The organism is Nonlabens sp. MIC269, assembly GCF_001430865.1.
Lineage (GTDB): Bacteria > Bacteroidota > Bacteroidia > Flavobacteriales > Flavobacteriaceae > Nonlabens > Nonlabens tegetincola.
This window is the reverse complement of sequence record NZ_CP011373.1, coordinates 1,916,973-1,936,195: the sequence shown is the minus strand read 5'-3', so window position 1 is coordinate 1,936,195 and position 19,223 is coordinate 1,916,973. Positions and strand designations below refer to the sequence as shown.

General features: G+C 35.2%; 19 protein-coding genes. 5 read left to right on the top strand and 14 right to left on the bottom strand.

Annotated features, from left to right (window positions below; genetic code table 11):
* Nucleotides 1–6 precede the first annotated feature (6 nt).
* The 7 genes from AAT17_RS08985 to AAT17_RS08955 form a co-directional block, all read right to left on the bottom strand.
* Nucleotides 7–762, bottom strand: a complete 756-nt coding sequence (locus AAT17_RS08985) for a DUF547 domain-containing protein (protein ID WP_060523736.1) — start codon at nt 760–762, stop codon at nt 7–9.
* 67 nt (nt 763–829) lie between these two features.
* On the bottom strand, nt 830–1,648 hold the full coding sequence (locus AAT17_RS08980) for a purine-nucleoside phosphorylase (RefSeq protein ID WP_060523734.1): 819 nt from the start codon (nt 1,646–1,648) through the stop codon (nt 830–832).
* Complete coding sequence (locus AAT17_RS08975) at nt 1,638–2,261, bottom strand: TIGR04282 family arsenosugar biosynthesis glycosyltransferase (RefSeq protein ID WP_060523732.1); 624 nt, start codon at nt 2,259–2,261, stop codon at nt 1,638–1,640. The genes AAT17_RS08980 and AAT17_RS08975 overlap by 11 nt, the downstream gene beginning before the upstream one ends.
* 52 nt (nt 2,262–2,313) lie before the next feature.
* Nucleotides 2,314–2,874, bottom strand: coding sequence for a hypothetical protein (locus AAT17_RS08970; RefSeq protein WP_317043036.1), 561 nt, complete (start codon nt 2,872–2,874; stop codon nt 2,314–2,316).
* Nucleotides 2,849–4,198 (bottom strand): magnesium transporter, encoded by a 1,350-nt coding sequence (gene mgtE / locus AAT17_RS08965; RefSeq protein WP_060523728.1) that lies wholly within the window; start codon nt 4,196–4,198, stop codon nt 2,849–2,851. Before mgtE ends, AAT17_RS08970 begins: the two co-directional genes overlap by 26 nt.
* A 58-nt stretch (nt 4,199–4,256) precedes the next feature.
* Nucleotides 4,257–5,105, bottom strand: a complete 849-nt coding sequence (gene rsmA, locus AAT17_RS08960) for a 16S rRNA (adenine(1518)-N(6)/adenine(1519)-N(6))-dimethyltransferase RsmA (protein ID WP_060523726.1) — start codon at nt 5,103–5,105, stop codon at nt 4,257–4,259.
* Between the two features lie 41 nt (nt 5,106–5,146).
* Nucleotides 5,147–7,387 (bottom strand): response regulator, encoded by a 2,241-nt coding sequence (locus AAT17_RS08955; protein ID WP_060523724.1) that lies wholly within the window; start codon nt 7,385–7,387, stop codon nt 5,147–5,149.
* A gap of 141 nt (nt 7,388–7,528) precedes the next feature.
* On the opposite strand from AAT17_RS08955, the gene AAT17_RS08950 reads away from it, so the two are divergent.
* The 3 genes from AAT17_RS08950 to AAT17_RS08940 all read left to right on the top strand — a co-directional run bounded on the left by AAT17_RS08950 (nt 7,529) and on the right by AAT17_RS08940 (nt 10,215).
* Entirely contained in the window at nt 7,529–8,113 is a 585-nt protein-coding gene (locus AAT17_RS08950) for a HupE/UreJ family protein (protein WP_042279553.1), read from the top strand.
* 90 nt (nt 8,114–8,203) lie between these two features.
* Nucleotides 8,204–8,635, top strand: a complete 432-nt coding sequence (locus tag AAT17_RS08945; protein WP_042279552.1) for a dCMP deaminase family protein — start codon at nt 8,204–8,206, stop codon at nt 8,633–8,635.
* Nucleotides 8,635–10,215, top strand: a complete 1,581-nt coding sequence (locus tag AAT17_RS08940) for a S41 family peptidase (protein ID WP_060523722.1) — start codon at nt 8,635–8,637, stop codon at nt 10,213–10,215. The genes AAT17_RS08945 and AAT17_RS08940 overlap by 1 nt, the downstream gene beginning before the upstream one ends.
* Here AAT17_RS08940 and AAT17_RS08935 read toward each other — a convergent pair.
* The 4 genes from AAT17_RS08935 to rpe all read right to left on the bottom strand — a co-directional run bounded on the left by AAT17_RS08935 (nt 10,212) and on the right by rpe (nt 12,815).
* Nucleotides 10,212–10,409: a hypothetical protein gene (locus AAT17_RS08935; RefSeq protein ID WP_060523720.1), complete on the bottom strand. Its 198-nt coding sequence runs from the start codon at nt 10,407–10,409 to the stop codon at nt 10,212–10,214. The two genes, AAT17_RS08940 and AAT17_RS08935, sit on opposite strands and share 4 nt — an antisense overlap.
* Before the next feature lie 6 nt (nt 10,410–10,415).
* Nucleotides 10,416–11,003 carry a MarC family protein gene (locus tag AAT17_RS08930; RefSeq protein ID WP_042279549.1) on the bottom strand — a complete coding sequence of 196 codons (588 nt, stop codon included), beginning with the start codon at nt 11,001–11,003 and terminating at the stop codon, nt 10,416–10,418.
* Between the two features lie 132 nt (nt 11,004–11,135).
* Complete coding sequence (locus AAT17_RS08925) at nt 11,136–12,101, bottom strand: YpdA family putative bacillithiol disulfide reductase (RefSeq protein WP_060523718.1); 966 nt, start codon at nt 12,099–12,101, stop codon at nt 11,136–11,138.
* Between the two features lie 54 nt (nt 12,102–12,155).
* Nucleotides 12,156–12,815, bottom strand: coding sequence for a ribulose-phosphate 3-epimerase (gene rpe, locus AAT17_RS08920; protein ID WP_060523716.1), 660 nt, complete (start codon nt 12,813–12,815; stop codon nt 12,156–12,158).
* A 371-nt stretch (nt 12,816–13,186) separates the two neighbouring features.
* On the opposite strand from rpe, the gene AAT17_RS08915 reads away from it, so the two are divergent.
* Both AAT17_RS08915 and AAT17_RS08910 read left to right on the top strand, forming a co-directional pair.
* Nucleotides 13,187–13,786, top strand: a complete 600-nt coding sequence (locus tag AAT17_RS08915) for a hypothetical protein (RefSeq protein WP_157539257.1) — start codon at nt 13,187–13,189, stop codon at nt 13,784–13,786.
* Between the two features lie 10 nt (nt 13,787–13,796).
* Nucleotides 13,797–14,102, top strand: a complete 306-nt coding sequence (locus AAT17_RS08910) for a DUF805 domain-containing protein (RefSeq protein WP_060523712.1) — start codon at nt 13,797–13,799, stop codon at nt 14,100–14,102.
* Between the two features lie 163 nt (nt 14,103–14,265).
* On the opposite strand, the gene AAT17_RS08905 is transcribed toward AAT17_RS08910, so the two are convergent.
* The 3 genes from AAT17_RS08905 to AAT17_RS08895 form a co-directional block, all read right to left on the bottom strand.
* Nucleotides 14,266–16,533 (bottom strand): polyribonucleotide nucleotidyltransferase, encoded by a 2,268-nt coding sequence (locus AAT17_RS08905; RefSeq protein WP_060523710.1) that lies wholly within the window; start codon nt 16,531–16,533, stop codon nt 14,266–14,268.
* 168 nt (nt 16,534–16,701) lie between these two features.
* Nucleotides 16,702–16,971 carry a 30S ribosomal protein S15 gene (gene rpsO, locus AAT17_RS08900; protein ID WP_042279545.1) on the bottom strand — a complete coding sequence of 90 codons (270 nt, stop codon included), beginning with the start codon at nt 16,969–16,971 and terminating at the stop codon, nt 16,702–16,704.
* 137 nt (nt 16,972–17,108) lie between these two features.
* Nucleotides 17,109–19,211: a hypothetical protein gene (locus AAT17_RS08895; protein WP_060523708.1), complete on the bottom strand. Its 2,103-nt coding sequence runs from the start codon at nt 19,209–19,211 to the stop codon at nt 17,109–17,111.
* Nucleotides 19,212–19,223 lie beyond the last annotated feature (12 nt).

Here is a 19,223-nt window from a genome sequence, read left to right as displayed (position 1 = left end):
TCTATATTATTGTTTATTAAGCTTCCAATTGTAATCCTTATAATCTATGGAAGCATTTTTATTAATCTTTACCGCACTGTATTTGTTGAGGTAATCAATCAGACCTAATTCTTTTGAAGTAAAATCATCTTTATACCATTTAAAAATTTTGCTTAAAGAGACCTTATCTCTTGAAATGTCATTTTTTGATGAGTTAATAAATTCACGAGCTCCTTTTTCCATCAATTCTTCCAAATTATCTTTAGTAAAAGCGCGATTCTGTAATTTGGGACAAGAATAACTAGCGCAGTTTATGGCAAAATGTACCCGTGGATCGCCCATTTTTAAAAGTATACCTTTTTCAATATCATTAAGTGAATACTTTTCCCCTTTAATCGAGATATATTCCTTATTCCACACTGAATTAAAAGTGCCTCCTATATCCTTAATACTTTCCGGCATATTATTATCCAAAATCAGTTGCACTGCTGCCGCATTGTATAAATTGATATAGTAAGCCAAGGTGCTCTTCCTATCCCAACTTGAACTAGGTTTGTGATTACCTAGATAAACTAAATATTCGTCTAGTTTAATCTTATCCTTTTTCCAACCCTTATAATCTACAAATCCTTCTTGATTCACATAGGTGCGTAACAAGTTATCAAATATCGAATGATCTACAGGTGAAATCGATTGACGAGATTCAAATTCTTGTACTAAAAGGTCATTACTCACATTACAAGTACCTAAAAGAAAAAACAAGTGTATTAATATATACTTCATGACTTCAAATTTTTAACGCAAGTAATGAAAATGAGTTCACAATAATGTCACAAACCTTTTTTGAACTTTACAACGATTCAATTAAGCTCTTGAAAAGCTCAACCATTTTAGGCTCCGCTTTTCCTGCCACTTCTATAATTTCTGGAACATTGATTGGCTGTAGGTTATCTGGATCGCATTCATCTGTAAGGACAGATACTGCAACAACAGGTAGTCCTAAATGATTTGCAACGATAACTTCTGGGACCGTGCTCATTCCTACGGCATCGGCACCAAGAATCTTAAGCATACGGTATTCTGCTCTAGTTTCTAATTGTGGCCCGACCACACTAGCATAAACACCAGTATGTAAAGTTATTTTCTTACTACTAGCGATATCTTTAATCTTAGCGCACATCTGTTTATCATAGGGTGCACTCATATCTACAAATCGCTCACCAAACTCTCCTACATTTTTAAATGCCAATGGGCTGCCACCTTGTAAATTGATATGATCATCAATTAACATCATATCACCTTTTTTCATATTAAGATTTACAGCACCGGCAGCATTTGATATCAGTAAGTTTTTAATTCCTAGCTCATTCATTACTCTTATTGGATAGGTGATATCCATAAAATCATAACCTTCATACAAATGAAAACGTCCTTGCATAACAACGACTTTTTTTCCTCCCATTGTACCGTATATCAGTTTTCCTGTATGAAACTCAACAGTAGCTAAAGGAAATGACGGTATGTTATTATAATGAGCAACAATGGGTTCTTCAATTTTATCAACTAATTGACCTAGACCAGTTCCTAACACAATTCCTACTTCAGGCTTGTCAAATCCTAGTTCTTCTAGATACTTAACTGAATTATCTAATTGTTTCTTACTTAACATCTATATTTTTTAAAAATGGTTGAAATGCTTGAACATCTTTTATATCCTCGTAATAATCGACATCATTACGCGGTTCTAAGGTAGCATAATTTAATTTCTTAAGATCTCTAATGGTGTCTTCATAAACTGTACCAGTTCCCCATTGCTTGTCTTCAAAAATTCCTTTTGGGATATTTTTATTAAAACCCAATAAGTAATATCCACCATCAGTGGCTGGTCCTATTACAGCATCATGAGTATTAAGTGTTTCAAAGGCTAGATTAAGGTCTTGAGAAGATAGATCGTACAAATCACTGCCTATAATCACAACTCGATCGTACTCTTTGAGAGCCTTTTCAAAAGCTGCACTCATCTTTATTCCCAAATCACCCTTTACCTGTACATGTTTTTTAAACACATCATCAGGCCAAATGTCGTTTTCATGAATTTTTTCAGAATACCAGACTTGTTTGACCACTTGCAATGGTTCTGTAATAGTTTTGGTATGGTTGAGTAAAAACTTATAAATTTCTAGAGTAGCTTGATCTCCAATTGTAGCTGCTAGTCTACGTTTACCTTTACCCAATTCTGGATTACGAGTAAAAATAAGTAATGCTGCATTTTGTTCCTTCATCACTACAAGTATAAAGCAATACCGCAATTAAGCATAAAAAACTTTGCTAAAACTAAAGTTCGATCATATTAAGCTCTTGCTCATAATCGAATTGTAAATCTTCATGAAGTGTAGAAATACGCACCTTTATTAAGGTTATTTGCCTAGCAACTAAATCTCTTATCACTTTTGAATTAAAAACTTTAGGAACATTCTCTCTAAGTGCGTATACAAAATGGATCAGTAATTGAACCTCGGTTTCTTTATTTCCAGAATATCTAATAAATTTTTTCACTTCTTTGAGTAGCTTGCGTATATTCTTTTTACCGTAATAAAGATTTGAAGTATTTACCTCTAGTACTTTTTCATCTATATACGCTTTAATCCTGTCAACGTATCCCTGCTCATAGTCTGCTTCAAAAAGAATGTAGGTAAGTAGCTCTTTATTTTCTTTTTTAAATCTAGCAAGGCGTTGAATGACTTGTCTCAAATCATCCTCAGACCTGGATTTGAGCTCATCCCTTATTTCTTTGGCACTTGCTGCTTTCATATTTCTAATTGCTAGATGGTGATTACGCTTTCGCGAAAGCGTAATAATTACACTTCTATTATATCCCGATAATAGCTTTGGCAATCATAAAATAGATTAATATTCCAAAAATATCGTTACTAGTGGTTATAAATGGTCCTGTTGCTATCGCTGGGTCAATTCCTTTTTTGTGTAAGGCTAGTGGTACAAATGTCCCTACTAAACCAGCGACGATTATCACTGAAAATAAAGATACTGAAATTGCGATACAGGTTAAAATACTTTGCTGTGTAGCTATGGTATAAGCTAATAACAAAATAGCCAAAATAAAACCATTAAGCATTGCTAGAAGCACTTCTTTTATCAAACGGTTACCTATACTTCCTTTTAAATCGTCATTTGCGATACCTTGTACGATAATCGCGCTGGATTGAACACCTACATTACCAGCCATGGCGGCTATAAGCGGTGTAAAAAAGTAGAGTACTGCATTATTTTCCAGATCGGCCTCAAAACCTTCCATGATTGCAGCGGCTCCTATTCCACCCATTAGTCCTAGTACTAACCATGGTAATCGTGCTTTGGTCAAATCCCAAATACTATCGTTTGCCTCTACATCTTGTGATATACCACTGGCTAGCTGGTAATCCTTTTCAGCCTCTTCTGTAATAAAGTCTACAATATCGTCAATGGTAATACGACCTACTAAACGGTTAAGTTCATCAACCACCGGTATAGCTTCTAGATCATACTTACGCATTAATCGTGCGACCTCTTCACCTGTTGTGTGAACATTGACAAAATCAACTTTTGGTATATACACATCTTTTATAGGGGCATTATCTGGTGCGGTAATCAAATCTTTAAGAGATAATCTTCCCTTTAATTTATTGGCATTATCGACAACATAAATACTATGAACTCTAGTAACATTCTCACCTTGTGCACGCATTTCACTTAAACAGCCAGTCACGCTCCAGTTTTCATTGACCTTAATGAGCTCCTTTGCCATAAGTCCACCTGCACTATTTTCATCGTAGCGCAGTAACTCTACGATATCCTCAGCATGTTGTTCATCCTCGATCTCATTGATAACCTCTTGTGCTACTTCTTCAGAAAGCTCGCTAAGAATATCTGCAGCGTCATCGGTATCCATTTCTTCAAGCTCACCGGCGATTTCTTTAGGTGAAAGGGCGTTGATGATGCGCTCTCGTTGGTCCTCATCGAGTTCCATAAGAGCCTCAGAAGTTTTCTCAGAGTCAAGAAGTTTTATGATAAATACGGCCTCATCTAGATTGAGTTCGTCAATAATCTCTGCCACATCGGCAAAGTGCAACTCACTTAACAGCGCACGCAACTCATCTTTATGGTCTTGTTCGATGAGTGAACGTATTTTATCCAAAAACTCGGTGCTAATTGTAAATTGCATAATAATGAGGCTTATAATGCAAATATACCTTAATGAGATTGAGGATTACAAGACCCTTTTACTTGTTGTTTGACAATTGCTCAATCTTTGTAGCTAGTTCTATGAATTGTTGAACTGAAATTTGTTCTGGTCTAAGACTAAAAATTTCTTGTTCACGAATTTCATCAGGTAATTGCAATGATTTTAGTGTATTACGCAATGTTTTACGGCGTTGTTGAAAAGCGAGTTTCACCACTCTTCTTAAGGTACTATAAGAGCATGGCAAACGATCATAATCATCTTTACGTGTCAAGATTAAAACACCACTTTGAACTTTTGGTGGTGGATTAAACACCTCTCTACCTACGGTAAATAAATACTGCGCATGATAATAGGCTTGTGATAATACCGATAAAATACCATACGTTTTAGAGCCGTGTTGAGCACACACACGTTCTGCTACTTCCTTTTGAAACATCCCACCAAATTCTATGACTTGATCTCTATTTTCAATAGCTTTAAAAACAATTTGAGTACTTATGTTGTAAGGGAAATTACCAACGATAGCAAAGGGCTTATTACCATAAATTTCATTCAAATCCTTTTTTAAGAAATCGGCCTCAATTACAGCAAAGTTATCTTCATTGACAACTTTGGGATGTTCTAGTCTAAAACTATGTTTAAGATAAACTACTGACTCACTATCCAATTCTAAGGCTGTTACCTTAATACCTTTTCTTATAACATGTTTGGTAAGTACACCTGTTCCAGGACCAATTTCGAGCACCTCATCATATCCATTGTAGCTCAATACATCAGCTATTCTTATAGCCACTGTTTCATCTTTAAGAAAGTGTTGTCCTAGATGCTTTTTGGCTGTTACGCCTTTATCGATAGCTTTGTTTTTCTTTATCTTTTTGTAACCCAATTTTTTTATTCTTGATAAATTAGAAGGAAAGCAAAGGTCGTCTATTTTGAACTACGATAACTTATTATTGTAGTTGCTATCTTATTTTTCAACTCCTTTATGTCATATGGCTTTATGATTATATCATTCATCCCAGAGGAATAAATACGCTCACGTGCTTCTTCAATTTCAACAGCTGTCAAAGCTATTATAGGCACGTCACTAATTTTTCTAATATTTTGGGTTGCTGTTATACCATCCATAACCGGCATATTAACATCCATTAAAATTAGATCTACAGGATTGTTTTTATAAAAATCAATTGCCAAAGCTCCATTTTCAACTACAGAACATTGTACTCCAACCTTTTCTAGGATTTTCCTAGTTACCATTTGATTGATTTTATTGTCCTCGGCAACTAGGATTTTAAGTCCTTTCAACACATTTTCTAGCACGATAGGCGTTGTGCTTCCTTCATGAATGCTTGAAGTAGCAATTTCAAAATCAAGAGAAAAGTAAAACGTAGACCCTTTTCCTTCATCACTGTTTAATTTGATTTCACTGCCCGAAAGATCTAGCAGTCGCTTCACAATAGGTAATCCTAAACCAGTACCTTGATAAAGATTACTATGAGCATCACCTTGTTTAAACTCTTCAAAAATATCTTGTTGCCTTTCTTTTGATATACCTGTACCGCTATCTTTAACTTTAAAAGTTATGTGAGCTATTCCATTATTACTCATTGATTCTAGCTCCACAACTATACTTCCATTTTCAGTAAACTTATTAGCATTTCCCAGTAGGTTCATTAATATTTGGGATAATCGTGTAGGGTTACCTTTTACTCGATGAGGTAAGTTGTCAGGAATAATAGAATTTAGAGTGTTGTTATTTTGTCGTTTTAAGTATTCAAAGGTTTTAATAATCTTCTCTACCAAATCACGGATTGAAAACACTGTTTCTTCATCTTCAATTTTATTATGGTCTATTTTATTAATTTCTAGAACGTTGTTCACCAAAGCTAGAAGATAATCAGCAGAAAACTTTAAAGACTCTAAATCACTAGAGAGCGTTGCATCTTTATTATTTTCAGACAGGATCGAACTTAAACCTATTACTCCGTAAAGCGGTGTACGTAATTCATGACTTACAGTTGAGAAAAAGTTATTTTTAACTTCAGCTAGATCTTCTGCCTTTTTCTTTTCGATTAGATAGGCGTGGTTTTTCTTTCTAAGCTGTTTAATTATTCTTTTACGTTTGTAAAAATTACTCGCTAGAATTAAAATTATCAAAAGAGCAACCGCTACAAGACCAAAAAGAACATAGTTAAGTATAGTTCTATTTTTTATTTGTTCTTCCTGCAGTTGTTTTTGTAATCGAGTTTTATCTAGTTCACGCTGGTATTCCTCTACCTTATATTTTTGTGCCAGCTTTGCTGTTTCTTGTTCTATGAAATTAGTCTGATTTGTTTTTAATATTTCAATATACTGATCTTGAATAATGGCAGCCTGTTGAAGTTTATTATTTTCTAATAAACAAACAGAATAAGATTGAAGGAGCATTTCCTTTTCAGATGAATTGTTTTGCGCTTCTGTTATCTTAATACCTTCCAGAAAGTATTTTTCTGCTTCACTAGTCTTTCCATTTTTACAGTAATGAATACCAATAAAATTTTTAACTAATGCTTTATAATCATCAGAAACACCTTCAGGGAAAATCTCTTTATCCTCAAATTGCAATACGATCTTGCTAAACTCATCCCATCGTTCAACATCAATCAAGTAATCAGCGTAGTTATACATAGCATATTCCAAGCCATTTATATCACCTATACGTTCATAAATTTCAATAGCTTGTTTATAATAATCTTCGGCCATTTCTAATGTTTTCATTTGTAAAGAATAAACATTAGCTAGATCCACATAGGAATCGGCAGTAGCTCCATCGTTATTTAACTGTTTAGAATATTGAGCCGACTTTTTGAAATTTTCAGTAGCACGCACAGTATCTCTTAATTGCAAGTAATCAAACCCTAGGTAATTATAGCTACGACTTATAGCATCAACATCTTTTGCATGTAATGCATGTCGTAAGGCAAATTGATTGAGTTCAAAAGACTTTTTATATTGACCCGTTTTAAAATAATCGGTAGACCTACTTAAAATAGAATCTAATTGATATGGGGTATAGGTAGTCTTAACCTCATAAATGCTATCAAGCTCTTGACTATTACAAAGAACACATGATAACGTACCGATTAAAAGGCTTAAAATAGCACGAGATATTTTAACTTGTTCTAGCAAAATGGCATGGCTGTTTAAAGTAGTCAAAAGATAAGAAAATAAAATTACACACGAATGATAATTCCTACTTAGAATTTTACATCAAACTGTCTACTTTTTTATAATTAGATTTTATTTTTGACCAAATCCCCAAAAATAATTATGAACGATTTTATACTATATGTTACAGAAGGTTTTGAACATGTTCTAGATCTACGCGCTTATGATCATATTTTATTCATAACCTTGTTAGCAGTTCCTTATTTATTCAATAGCTGGAAAAAATTACTTTGGTTGGTAACCGCATTTACAATTGGACATACTCTATCTCTATTTCTAGTAGCATATGGTGGCGTGAGTGTAAAATCTGCCTATATAGAATTTCTTATTCCAGTTACCATCGCTATCGCAGCTTTATACAACATCTTTACCGCTGGTAAAAGACATAGAGACCAGGCACATTGGGTTACCATAATAATTACTTTATTTTTTGGATTAGTACATGGTTTTGGTTTTGCCGGTGAATACAAAATGCTAGCAGCTGGTGCAGACAATGATTTTCTCATGTTATTAGAGTTTGCTCTAGGAATTGAGCTAGCTCAATTAGTGATAGTGCTTATCGTATTGATTTTAAACTTTATATTTACTGGTCTATTTAGGTTTAGTAAAAAGGATTGGGTGCAAATTATAAGCGCCATTATTTTCGGTATTGTAATCCCGATGCTTATTGAAAGATGGATGTGGTAAGCCGATCATGTTTTTTGCAATAAACCTTAACATATTATCGCTTTCGCGAAAGCGTAAACCTATGAACAAAGCCTGTCTAATCAAGTTTGCATGAATAACACTAACAAACAGCACAAATACGACGTTGCTTATTTGAAAATGGCACAGGAATGGGCCAAATTATCCTATTGCAAAAGACGACAAGTAGGAGCTCTTATAGTGAAAGATCGCATGATTATAAGCGACGGATATAATGGAACGCCTAGTGGTTTTGAGAATTTTTGTGAGGATGAAGAAGGATATACAAAATGGTATGTGTTACATGCAGAGGCTAACGCTATTCTAAAAGTAGCAGCATCAACACAAAGTTGTCAAGGTGCAACACTTTATATTACCATGTCACCTTGTAAAGATTGCAGCAAGCTAATTCATCAAAGTGGTATAAAACGTGTAGTGTTTATAGAAGCTTATAAAGATCAAAGCGGAGTAAAATTTTTGGAGCGTGCTGGCGTTACAGTAGAACGAATCACTGAATTAACTTAATGAAAAAAACGTACTTGTACTTACCCATTTTCCTAGGAGTGTTTTTTGCTGCTGGAATTTTATTAGGGCATTATATTAATGATGTTACTAATGGCAGGTATCTAGCAAGTAACAATTCATCCAGGCAAAAATTAAATCGATTAATTGATTTAATAGAAAATAAGTATGTGGACGATATCGATACAGATAGTATTGTTGATGCTACGGTACTGGGTATCATGCAAAATCTAGATCCACATTCAGTTTATATACCTAGTGACCGTGCAGAGGCTGTACATAACGATATGAGAGGTGATTTTGTAGGGATTGGAATCAAATTTTTTGTGAACAACGACACGATATCTGTAACTCAAGTCTTTAAAGATGGTCCTAGTGACGAGGCTGGAATACGTAGCGGTGATAAAATTCTTACCGCCGATGGACGCAAATTATATGGAGAAAATGGTACAGACTCCAGTATTCTTAAGGGGAAAGACGGTACAAGGATAACACTAGGAGTACTGCGACCAGGAGATCAGGAATTACTTCAAATTCCAGTGACTAGAGGTAAAGTTGCGCTACGTAGTGTAGATGCCGCTTATATGTTAAGCTCAGATTTAGGCTATATTAAAGTCAACCGTTTTGCTGAAAATACAATTGAGGAATTTGATCAAGCTATCGAAACAGTAAAAAAAGCTGGTGCAACATCCTTAGTTTTAGATTTAAGAGACAATCCTGGAGGAATACTTACTGCGGCGACTCACATAGCCGATGAGTTTTTACAAGAAGATAAACTCATTTTGTTTCAAAAAGATCGCAATAATAAACGAATTGACAGCTATGCCACTGACGATGGTGATTTTGAAGATAGAGAGGTCTACATCCTTATCAATGAAAATAGCGCTAGCGCAAGTGAAATTGTTGCAGGTGCCTTACAAGATAATGATATTGGTATTATTGTAGGTCGTAGAAGTTTTGGTAAAGGTCTAGTTCAACAGGAAATGAAGTTAGGTGACGGCAGCTCTGTACGGTTAACAGTGGCTCGTTATTATACTCCTACTGGACGCAGTATTCAACGACCTTATGATATGGGTAAAGAAGCCTATTTTAATGAATACATTAATAGATACCAAAATGGTGAATTAATCAATGAATCAAATATTGAAGTGAACGATTCATTGAAAAGAATTACTCCAGGCGGCAAAGTCGTTTATGGTGGTGGCGGTATTGTTCCAGACGTTTTTGTTCCTAGTCCAGACGGATACATTCTTCAAACCTTAGATTATTTTGCTAGAACTGGTTTTGCCGATCGTTTTACAAACATGTATTTACAAGAAGACGGTGCCTATTTGTTCAACCTATCCAAACAAGAGTTTTTGGAAGAGTATGAAGTTCCTGAACCTGTCATGGAGAATTTCATACAGTTTGCTCAACTTTATAATACCAGTATTAAATTACCTGGATATAGGAATGAAATTTCTTTAATCATAAAAAGCTCTATTGCCGAACAGCTTTTTGGAACCCAGCTCAAGGTAAAACTGATTAATCAGGAAGATAATATGATTAAAAAGGTTTTACAATTACACGGAAAGTCAAATTAAGCCTTACTTTTCTCTTTAATTTTAAGAGAAGTAAGCATTATCCACATAAGTACTACTACACATAAAGCTGCGATAATACTTATTACTGCAATTTGACTATCTCCATTAAATGGCTGATTAAAATCTAGTTTAAACACATTAAATAAAGCGCTTGCACCAGCAATGATCATCATTATTTTACAGAATAGCTTCATGATATTTTAAATAAATAGTTCTTTTATATTGGTCGCAAAAAGCTTCACAGCTATCGCTAATAATATAACTCCAAAAATTTTACGTACTACGTTGATACCTTGTTTTCCTATGACCTTTTCAATTCTTCCAGAATTCTTCAGCACTAGATAAACAAAAGCAATATTCAATACAATTGCTACGATAATATTAATCCCACTGTATTCCGATCGCAATGACAGAACAGATGTTAAAGTACCAGCACCTGCAATGAGAGGAAAGGCTATAGGAATAATTGCTGCTGTTTCAGGAGCATCATCTTTATACAGCTGTATTCCTAATATCATCTCTAATGCAATAAAGAAAATAATGAAAGCACCTGCAACAGCAAATGAATTTACATCAATTCCAATAAGGTTAAGCATGCTCTCTCCTACAAACATAAAAACGATCATTAAGATACCAGCTACTATACTCGCCTTTTCACTTTGAACATGTCCCACCTTGCGACGCAAATCAACAATAATCGGAATACTACCAATAATATCTATTACAGCAAATAAAATCATTGCTGCAGTAAACGTCTCTTTAAAATCAAAAGCTGTTAAAAATTCCATCTCGATTTATTCAAATTTTTTGCAAAAGTACTGTTATTTAAAAGTTGGGCAACCACAATTCCTATTTAAATAATTCTTAATAAACAGTAAAGAATTTTGACATATTCCGGTTTAGAAATTCTTTATTAGGATTTAACCTTTTTCCATTATATCAGAAATAATCATTTCTGCATGAACCCTACTATTCTCTATGAACCACTTATGTGTTTCCTTTCCGCCGCAAATAACACCAGCAAGGTATATACCAGCTACATTAGTTTCCATTGTTTTAGGATCGTAGCTAGGTATTAAATATTTTCCTGTAAGATCAACACCCAGGCTTTTTAAGAAACTAAAATTGGGCAGATAACCCGTTAGAGCAACAACAAAATCATTTTCTATACTTTTTATAACTCCGTTATGTTTGAAAAATACCAAATTCGGTGTGATTTTTTCAACTTCAGAATTGTAAAAAACAGTTATAGCTCCTTCTTTGATCCTATTTTCTATATCAGGTTTAACCCAATACTTTACTCGTTCTCCTATGGAGTCTCCTCGGACTAGCATGGTTACCTTACCTCCTTTTCTATAAATTTCAAGAGCTGCATCAACCGCACTATTACTAGCGCCAATAACCACCACATTTTGAAAAGCGTACAAGTGAGGATCATTGTAATAATGGGTTACCTTAGGAAGATCTTCTCCTGGAACTTTTAATAAATTAGGAATATCAAAAAAGCCAGTTGCAATTATCAATTGTCTTGACAAATAGGTTTTCTTTGAAGTAATTACTTCAAAATCAACTTTCTTTTTAACATCAACGACCTCTTCAAATAAATGAATATCCAGTTGGTTTGAGGTAGCAATTCTTCTATAATATTCTAATGCCTCTTGCTTACTAGGTTTTGCTTCTTTAGAAATAAACGGGATCTCTTCAATCTCAAGCTTTTCACTAGTTGAAAAAAACTGCATGTTAGCAGGATAATTATACAAAGAGTTTACGAGCGGTCCTTTTTCTAGAACTAAATAAGATAACCCTGCCTTCTTTGCTTTTAAGGCACAAGCAATACCTATGGGTCCTGCCCCAATAATAATTATATCATACAATACCTCTTCCATAGCACAAAGATAACGGCTACTTTCAAGGACTATTTACAGAGTAATCTTAAAAAATTACTTCTCTATAATTTTCTTAAGACCTGCGATAGTTTGAGTAGGATTTTCGCTTTTGAATACATAACTACCAGCTACTAGCACATCGGCACCGGCATCGATTAATTGCTTTGCGTTTTTATCCGTCACGCCACCATCGATTTCAATCAAGGTTTCAGCACCTTTAGCATCAATAATTTTTTTGAGCTGGGTTACTTTATCATAAGTGTTTTCAATAAAGCTTTGTCCTCCAAAACCTGGATTCACACTCATCAAACAAACCATGTCAATATCCTGAATGGTATCTGTAAGTAAATGAACACTAGAATGTGGATTAAGTGCTACACCAGCTTTCATACCGTGAGATTTTATAAGCTGAAGTGTTCTATGTAGGTGTGTACACGCCTCATAATGAACGGTAAGGTAATCACAACCTAAATCGGCGAAGGTTTTCACATAACGGTCTGGATCAACGATCATCAAATGTGTATCTATAGTTTTTGTGGCGTGCTTTACGATATCACGTAGCACGGGCATTCCAAAAGAAATATTAGGAACAAAAACACCATCCATAATGTCTATGTGAAACCAGTCTGCGTCACTGGAGTTAACCATTTCAACATCACGTTGAAGGTTTGCAAAATCTGCTGCTAGAATAGATGGGGCGATACGTTTGGACATGTTCGTATTTTAAAAGTTGTGCAAAGTTAGGATATTGATTTCGCTTTCGCGAAAGTCTGAACAATTATTAAATCTGTAATAAAATTAAATAAAGGCAACCAGTTTCCCTGCGCGTGCGCAATCTGAATAATAAATACTTAAAACAAGGATTTTATGTTAAAACAGTAAATAACACCCTAATTTTAACTTCTACCAGGGGTTTCTAGTTAAATACAAGTTAAGCTAGTGTTCCACTTTGGTTACCGCTGTCAACTTCTTTAAATTGTTACGATTTGCAAATCAAATATTTATATACGGTTGCCGAAAAGCATTTTTACGAGTAGGCAAAATTTTTGATTATCCTGTTAGATAGACAAGTGAAACAAAACAATATGAAAAAAACTTTTAAAATTTTATCCCTTTTATTCATATCGTTCTTTGCAACTCTTTGGTCTTGTTCAAGTGATGAAATTGAAACTACAAAAGATAGTGAAGTTAATCGTATGAAAACGAACAGTGAGCAAAATATTTATTCATCAGGAGATATTGATTTATTTCAAATTGCAAATGAAGCAGACGTTAATATACCTAATGGACAGACCAATGAAATTTTACATTATGAATTTGTAACAGATTTTGTTGTTCCTAGTGAATTACAATTGGCAGAGAATTATGATGCTCTTGTGACGTTCGTACAAGAAAACCAATCTGAGATCAGCGGTACAATTAATTATTATTCTAATGATGATCTTATTAAAACACAAGAAATAGAAAATGGCTATGCTTATCAAATTGAATGTGAAAACCCACATGGTGGGCATTGTGATGATGACTATCCAGGAATGGGAGATTGTAGTTATGAAGGAATAAGACAATGTACTCGTCATGGTCTATATGAAGAGCAAGGTACAATTTCAAAAATAGTTTGTGCTTTCACTTTCTATGAATGTGTAGCAGTTATTGCCGCAGACTGTGTAGAAGAAAATTGTTAAAATTGAGATTATGAAATATATTACGAACCCCTTTTTAAATGTTTTAAACCTACAAGGTAAAGCTAGTAGAAAAGAATTTTATATATTCTTTTTATTTAGTTTGATTATGGCAATAATTGTTGGTTTTTTAAAAAACCCATTGAATCTTTCTAATCTAACGATTATAATCATCAGATTAATAATTTGGATTCCTTTAGTAACACTTGGTTTTCGAAGATTGAATGAAGCTGGTATATTAAAGTGGCTTTTTTTGATACCTATTATTAACGTCTTTATAGCTGCAGCTCCTCCAAAAAAAGTCAATGATAGAACTTAATTGAACTAAAAAAAAATGCCCCTTGAAAAATTTCAAGAGACGTTTTGCTTTTTACACTTTTGCGTCGTACCTGCTTCCTAGAATGCAGGCGAAACCCAAATAAATACATACAAAAATGCCTCTTGATTTCTCAAGAGGCATTTTTACATTATAAACTTGTGAATTAATCTTCAGATTTATTCTCGTTGTTGTCACTATCACGACGTGGTCGGTCATCGCGACGTCTGTCGTTACCACGACGGTCATCACGTCTACCACCGCTACGGCGGTCGTTGTTACGCCTATCGTTATTGTTACTGCGACGTGGACGTTCTTCCCAACCTTCTGGCTTAGGCATTAATGCTTTACGAGATACCTTTTGTTTTTTAGTTCTAGGGTCTATTCCTAAATACTTAACATCTAGAACATCTCCTACACTTAAAACAGTTGATGGATCTTCAATACGTTTGTAATCAAATTCACTTACGTGTAATAAGGTTTCCTTTCCAGGAGCAAATTCTACTACCGCACCAAATTCAAGCATCTTAACCACTTTCACCTCGTAAACCGAGCCTACTTCAGGTTCAAAGATGATGTTTTTGATACGCTCAATAGCAGCATTGATTTTATCGCGGTCTGTACCGGCAATTTCGATAACACCCTTATCATCAACCTCTTCAATATTAATAACCGTATCTGTTTCCTTTTGCATTTCCTGGATGATCTTTCCACCAGGTCCGATAACAGCACCTATGTACTTTCCTTCTATCTCCATAGATTCCATCTTAGGAGCGTGTGGCTTCACATCATCAGCTGGAGTAGCAATCGTATCGGTAAGTTTACCTAAAATATGCATACGACCATCACGTGCTTGCATTAAAGCATTGGTAAGGATCTCGTAAGAAAGACCTTTAATCTTAATATCCATCTGGCAAGCAGTGATACCATCTTCTGTACCTGTTACTTTAAAGTCCATATCACCTAAGTGATCTTCATCACCTAGAATATCAGATAAAACTGCATAATCATCACCATCACTTATCAATCCCATCGCAATACCAGAAACCGGCTTTTTCATTTCAATACCAGCATCCATAATTGCCATAGTACCAGCACAAACAGTTGCCATGGAAGAAGAACCATTAGATTCTAATACTTCACTTACAACACGCACAGTATATGGACAATCCTCTGGAATCATTCCTTTAAGTGCACGTTGAGCAAGATTACCGTGTCCTATCTCACGACGAGATGTCCCACGTAGTGGACGAGCCTCACCAGTTGAGAATGGCGGGAAATTGTAGTGTAAATAGAAACGCTCTTCACCTTCTTGAGACGCCATGTCTATAACATTTGCATCGCGTGAAGTACCTAGTGTTACTGTCGCAAGCGCTTGAGTTTCTCCACGTGTAAAAATGGCACTACCATGAGTAGATGGTAAATAGTCGATCTCACACCAAATATCACGAATATCAGTAGTTTTACGACCGTCAAGACGTACACCTTCCTTAAGCAATACATCGCGTACTGCTTTTTTGTGAGTTTTATTGAAATATTTAGAAATTAATTTTCCTTTTTCTTCTACCGTTTCTTCATCAAAAGTTTCAAATAAGGCTTCTTTAATTTCACCAAAGGCAGTTGAACGCTCTCGCTTACCACTACCTTGTTTGGCAATATCATAAACCTTGTCATAAGTAAACTCAGCTACTTTAGCCTCAATATCAGCATCTTCATCCTCGCCTTCATACTCACGAGTTTCTTTCTTACCACCTACTTTTTCTACTAGAGCTTTTTGAGCCTCGCATTGTTCCTTGATAGCTTCATGTGCTGCTTTAATAGCTGCGATCATTTCTTCTTCAGAGATTTCATCCATTTCTCCTTCAACCATCATTACACTGTCGGCACTCGCACCTATCATCATGTCAAGATCACTTTCCTCTAGTTGTTCAAAACTTGGGTTTATGATAAACTCGCCGTCAATACGTCCTACACGCACTTCAGAAATCGGGCATTCAAAAGGAATGTCAGATAATTGTAATGCAGTACTCGCAGCTAATCCTGCTAGTGCATCAGGCATTACGTTTTTATCGTGTGACATTAATTGAATCATCACTTGCACTTCATTGTGGTAGTCCTTAGGAAATAGTGGACGTAATACACGGTCTACTAATCTCATAGTAAGTACCTCACCGTCATTAGGACGTGCTTCACGTTTAAAGAATCCGCCTGGGTATTTACCTGCCGCAGCAAATTTTTCTCTAAAATCTACAGTAAGAGGTAGGAAATCCATTCCCGTTGAAGAGTAACCAGATACTACAGTACCTAATAACATAGCGTCGCCGCAGCGCACTACAACCGATCCGTGTGCCTGTTTTGCAAGGGCACCGGTCTCAATGGTGATATCTGGCCCATTGGCCATTTTTATCACTTGTTTAAAAACTTGTGGTTTCATAAAATTTTGTTTAACGTTTTCTCAAGTTGTGTGTGGTGAGAAAGTGTTTGTCATTGTTCTTTATGAGAAACCAGCTTTTATGTCTCGCGATTATTTATTTATGACGCTTTCGCGAAAGCGTACCTGCAATATACTAATAAAAAAAGGGGACACAAGGTCCCCAATTTTTTACTTTCTTATTCCTAATTCCTTAATAAGCTCACGATATCTTAAGATATCCTTCTTCATAAGGTAATCAAGTAATGAACGACGCTTACCTACCAATTTAACCAAGCTACGCTCTGTATTAAAATCGTGACGGTTTTTCTTAAGGTGTTCTGTTAAGTGATTGATACGGTAAGTGAATAACGCGATTTGCGCATCAGTGTTACCAGTATCGTTTACTGACTTTCCATACTTTGAAAAGATTTCAGCTTTTTTTTCTGCAGTTAAATACATGCCAAAATTATTTGAAATAATGAATATTATGTATGCCAGACTATCTGACGTATCGCTTAAAGCGAGTGCAAAAATAATGTTTTATTGTGGTTTACAAGCTTTTAAATCAAAAAAGTTAATCTGATACTTTTTATCATTTACCTGTCGTAGGACCAGTTCATTATATCTGTGCGCAATCCTATGTTAAACCAGGTTGTGGATTGATCAACCACTCTTACGTTATCTACTTGAGGAGAAATATCACGATAAATAAGCTGTGCATATACTTTTAAGTTTGAGGCTGGATTGATTAAATATCCTGCTTCAAGTTGCCCATAAAAATAGCTTGCGGTATTACCTTGAGCTACTTCATTACCGTTTTCAAATGCGCGATTATCTTCACTGGTGTAAATATTACCTCCATAAGCAAGATTGTCGGTATTTGATAATATATCATAACCACGTTCCCCTAAAATAGCTTTACCGATCCCGTACCATCGTTTATAGTCATATCGGCCTATAAAAATCATCTCATAGAAGTTTGCACCCCATGGATGAGCAAGCGCTTGGTTACTATTACCATAATTAAGAACGATAGAATTATGACTGTAAGTAAAAGGCCTTACCCGATTATACTCTGCTTGAAGCATTAAACCGTTAATAAAAGCATTTTGCCATTTTACACCTAATTGAAAGGCACTTTTATTCTTAAAACTACCACCACCAGCCACGGCATCACTAGAAAACTCGTCAAAAACAAGCTGCCCATATCCCGTAACCCTATTGGTGAATTTATATTTTGCAGTAGCGCCTATTAGAGCATTTCCACCTCGTGAACCTGTTTGTAATTCAATAGCCTGATAAAAAATGATAGGATTAATATAATTAAAATCAAATCCTCTTTGGTTATCATCCTGCCAAAGCACACTTTCAAACAATCCGATATTAAGTCGCTTTGTAGCATTCCAACTTAAATAGTGAAAAGTCATAAACTTAGTACGAAAACTATCATCGGCAGTTACTTCACTGCGCACATCTCTTAGCGAGGTGTAAAGAACAGTGTAGTTGAGTTTCCAAAAATTTGCATTTACTTTAAAGTAAGGGAATGGCATTGAGTTATCACTTAAAATTAAAGATCTGTATCCATCTCCTATAAAATGCTGCCCATGACCTAATTGTAAATCAAAATACTTGCTAGGTTTGTAATTAATATAACCTGTTGCTACTGGGTAATCGTAAATACTCTCACCGCCATCTTCAGCAATACCACGACCAGGTACAATACCTGGATTACCACCATCTGGTGCTCGCAGCGTGATTTCTCGGTTGAAATAATCTGCAAATCGACCTTGAGATTCTTGAATCGTAGCTCCAAATGTTATTTGCTTACCGATACCACCGTTTACCATCGCGAGCCTAGTATTATTAAAGGTATTAATATCGGCATCAAAATCTTTACCTAACTGTAGGTCTACTCCTGGATCTATTACAAACCAGTAATCATCTCCTGCAACTCTAAAAAAGTGCTCATTCCACCATTTGCGACCTAACCATGTTGTGCGTTCTTCTGTTAAACTAGAGCGCTGTGCTTCTAAATCAAAATAAGCTCCTACTTGATTAAAGGTATAAGGCTTAATACTACTGTGAGCATTAGTACCAATTTTGTTCATAGCAGCTTCATATGGTGCATAACGCTGATACGAAAAAGGAATTATTGCGTTTGAGAGTAATTCTTGATTGGTGTATTTATTTGATTTGATACCTTGGTAATCATTGTTCGCTTTCGCGAAAGCGATACTGTCTAAGTCATTGACCACATCATTCTTTGCTGGCGATGCAGTATTTTGCTTTTCATCAAACGCAACAAAGGAACCACCTGATACCAATGGAACCGGTGTGTTTATAACAAATTGCATAAACGTGGGGTTTCCGTTGTAGCTAGGTGGCGTAATTTTGGGCAATGAATTAAAAGCTTTTCTCAATTCATTTTTTACATCTTGCTCTTTTGAGTCTAAGGTGACAATGATAAACTCACCTTCTTTATTTACTTCAAACCTAATTGTCGCACTACTAGAGCTAACATCTTTTGGGTGATCATAATTATTTTGAAGCTGCACGTATAATTCCTTATAAAAACAGCTGGACAGTTCACTGGATAAAACTGATTCACAATTACTAAAAATAGGGAATTTCTCTATACTTGTTTGAGCAATACCTGTTATAGAAGACAGTATAAAAATTAAAGAGAGAATTGATCTCATAAATTCAAGTTA

Bases quoted from the DNA above. Each gene is read 5' to 3' on its own strand.
- AAT17_RS08985 (WP_060523736.1), bottom strand. From the start codon at position 762: ATGAAGTATATATTAATACACTTGTTTTTTCTTTTAGGTACTTGTAAT.
- AAT17_RS08980 (WP_060523734.1), bottom strand. From the start codon at position 1,648: ATGTTAAGTAAGAAACAATTAGATAATTCAGTTAAGTATCTAGAAGAA.
- AAT17_RS08975 (WP_060523732.1), bottom strand. From the start codon at position 2,261: ATGAAGGAACAAAATGCAGCATTACTTATTTTTACTCGTAATCCAGAA.
- mgtE (WP_060523728.1), bottom strand. From the start codon at position 4,198: ATGCAATTTACAATTAGCACCGAGTTTTTGGATAAAATACGTTCACTC.
- AAT17_RS08950 (WP_042279553.1), top strand. From the start codon at position 7,529: ATGAACGATTTTATACTATATGTTACAGAAGGTTTTGAACATGTTCTA.
- AAT17_RS08945 (WP_042279552.1), top strand. From the start codon at position 8,204: ATGAATAACACTAACAAACAGCACAAATACGACGTTGCTTATTTGAAA.
- AAT17_RS08940 (WP_060523722.1), top strand. From the start codon at position 8,635: ATGAAAAAAACGTACTTGTACTTACCCATTTTCCTAGGAGTGTTTTTT.
- AAT17_RS08935 (WP_060523720.1), bottom strand. From the start codon at position 10,409: ATGAAGCTATTCTGTAAAATAATGATGATCATTGCTGGTGCAAGCGCT.
- AAT17_RS08930 (WP_042279549.1), bottom strand. From the start codon at position 11,003: ATGGAATTTTTAACAGCTTTTGATTTTAAAGAGACGTTTACTGCAGCA.
- AAT17_RS08925 (WP_060523718.1), bottom strand. From the start codon at position 12,101: ATGGAAGAGGTATTGTATGATATAATTATTATTGGGGCAGGACCCATA.
- rpe (WP_060523716.1), bottom strand. From the start codon at position 12,815: ATGTCCAAACGTATCGCCCCATCTATTCTAGCAGCAGATTTTGCAAAC.
- AAT17_RS08915 (WP_157539257.1), top strand. From the start codon at position 13,187: ATGAAAAAAACTTTTAAAATTTTATCCCTTTTATTCATATCGTTCTTT.
- AAT17_RS08910 (WP_060523712.1), top strand. From the start codon at position 13,797: ATGAAATATATTACGAACCCCTTTTTAAATGTTTTAAACCTACAAGGT.
- AAT17_RS08905 (WP_060523710.1), bottom strand. From the start codon at position 16,533: ATGAAACCACAAGTTTTTAAACAAGTGATAAAAATGGCCAATGGGCCA.
- rpsO (WP_042279545.1), bottom strand. From the start codon at position 16,971: ATGTATTTAACTGCAGAAAAAAAAGCTGAAATCTTTTCAAAGTATGGA.
- AAT17_RS08895 (WP_060523708.1), bottom strand. From the start codon at position 19,211: ATGAGATCAATTCTCTCTTTAATTTTTATACTGTCTTCTATAACAGGT.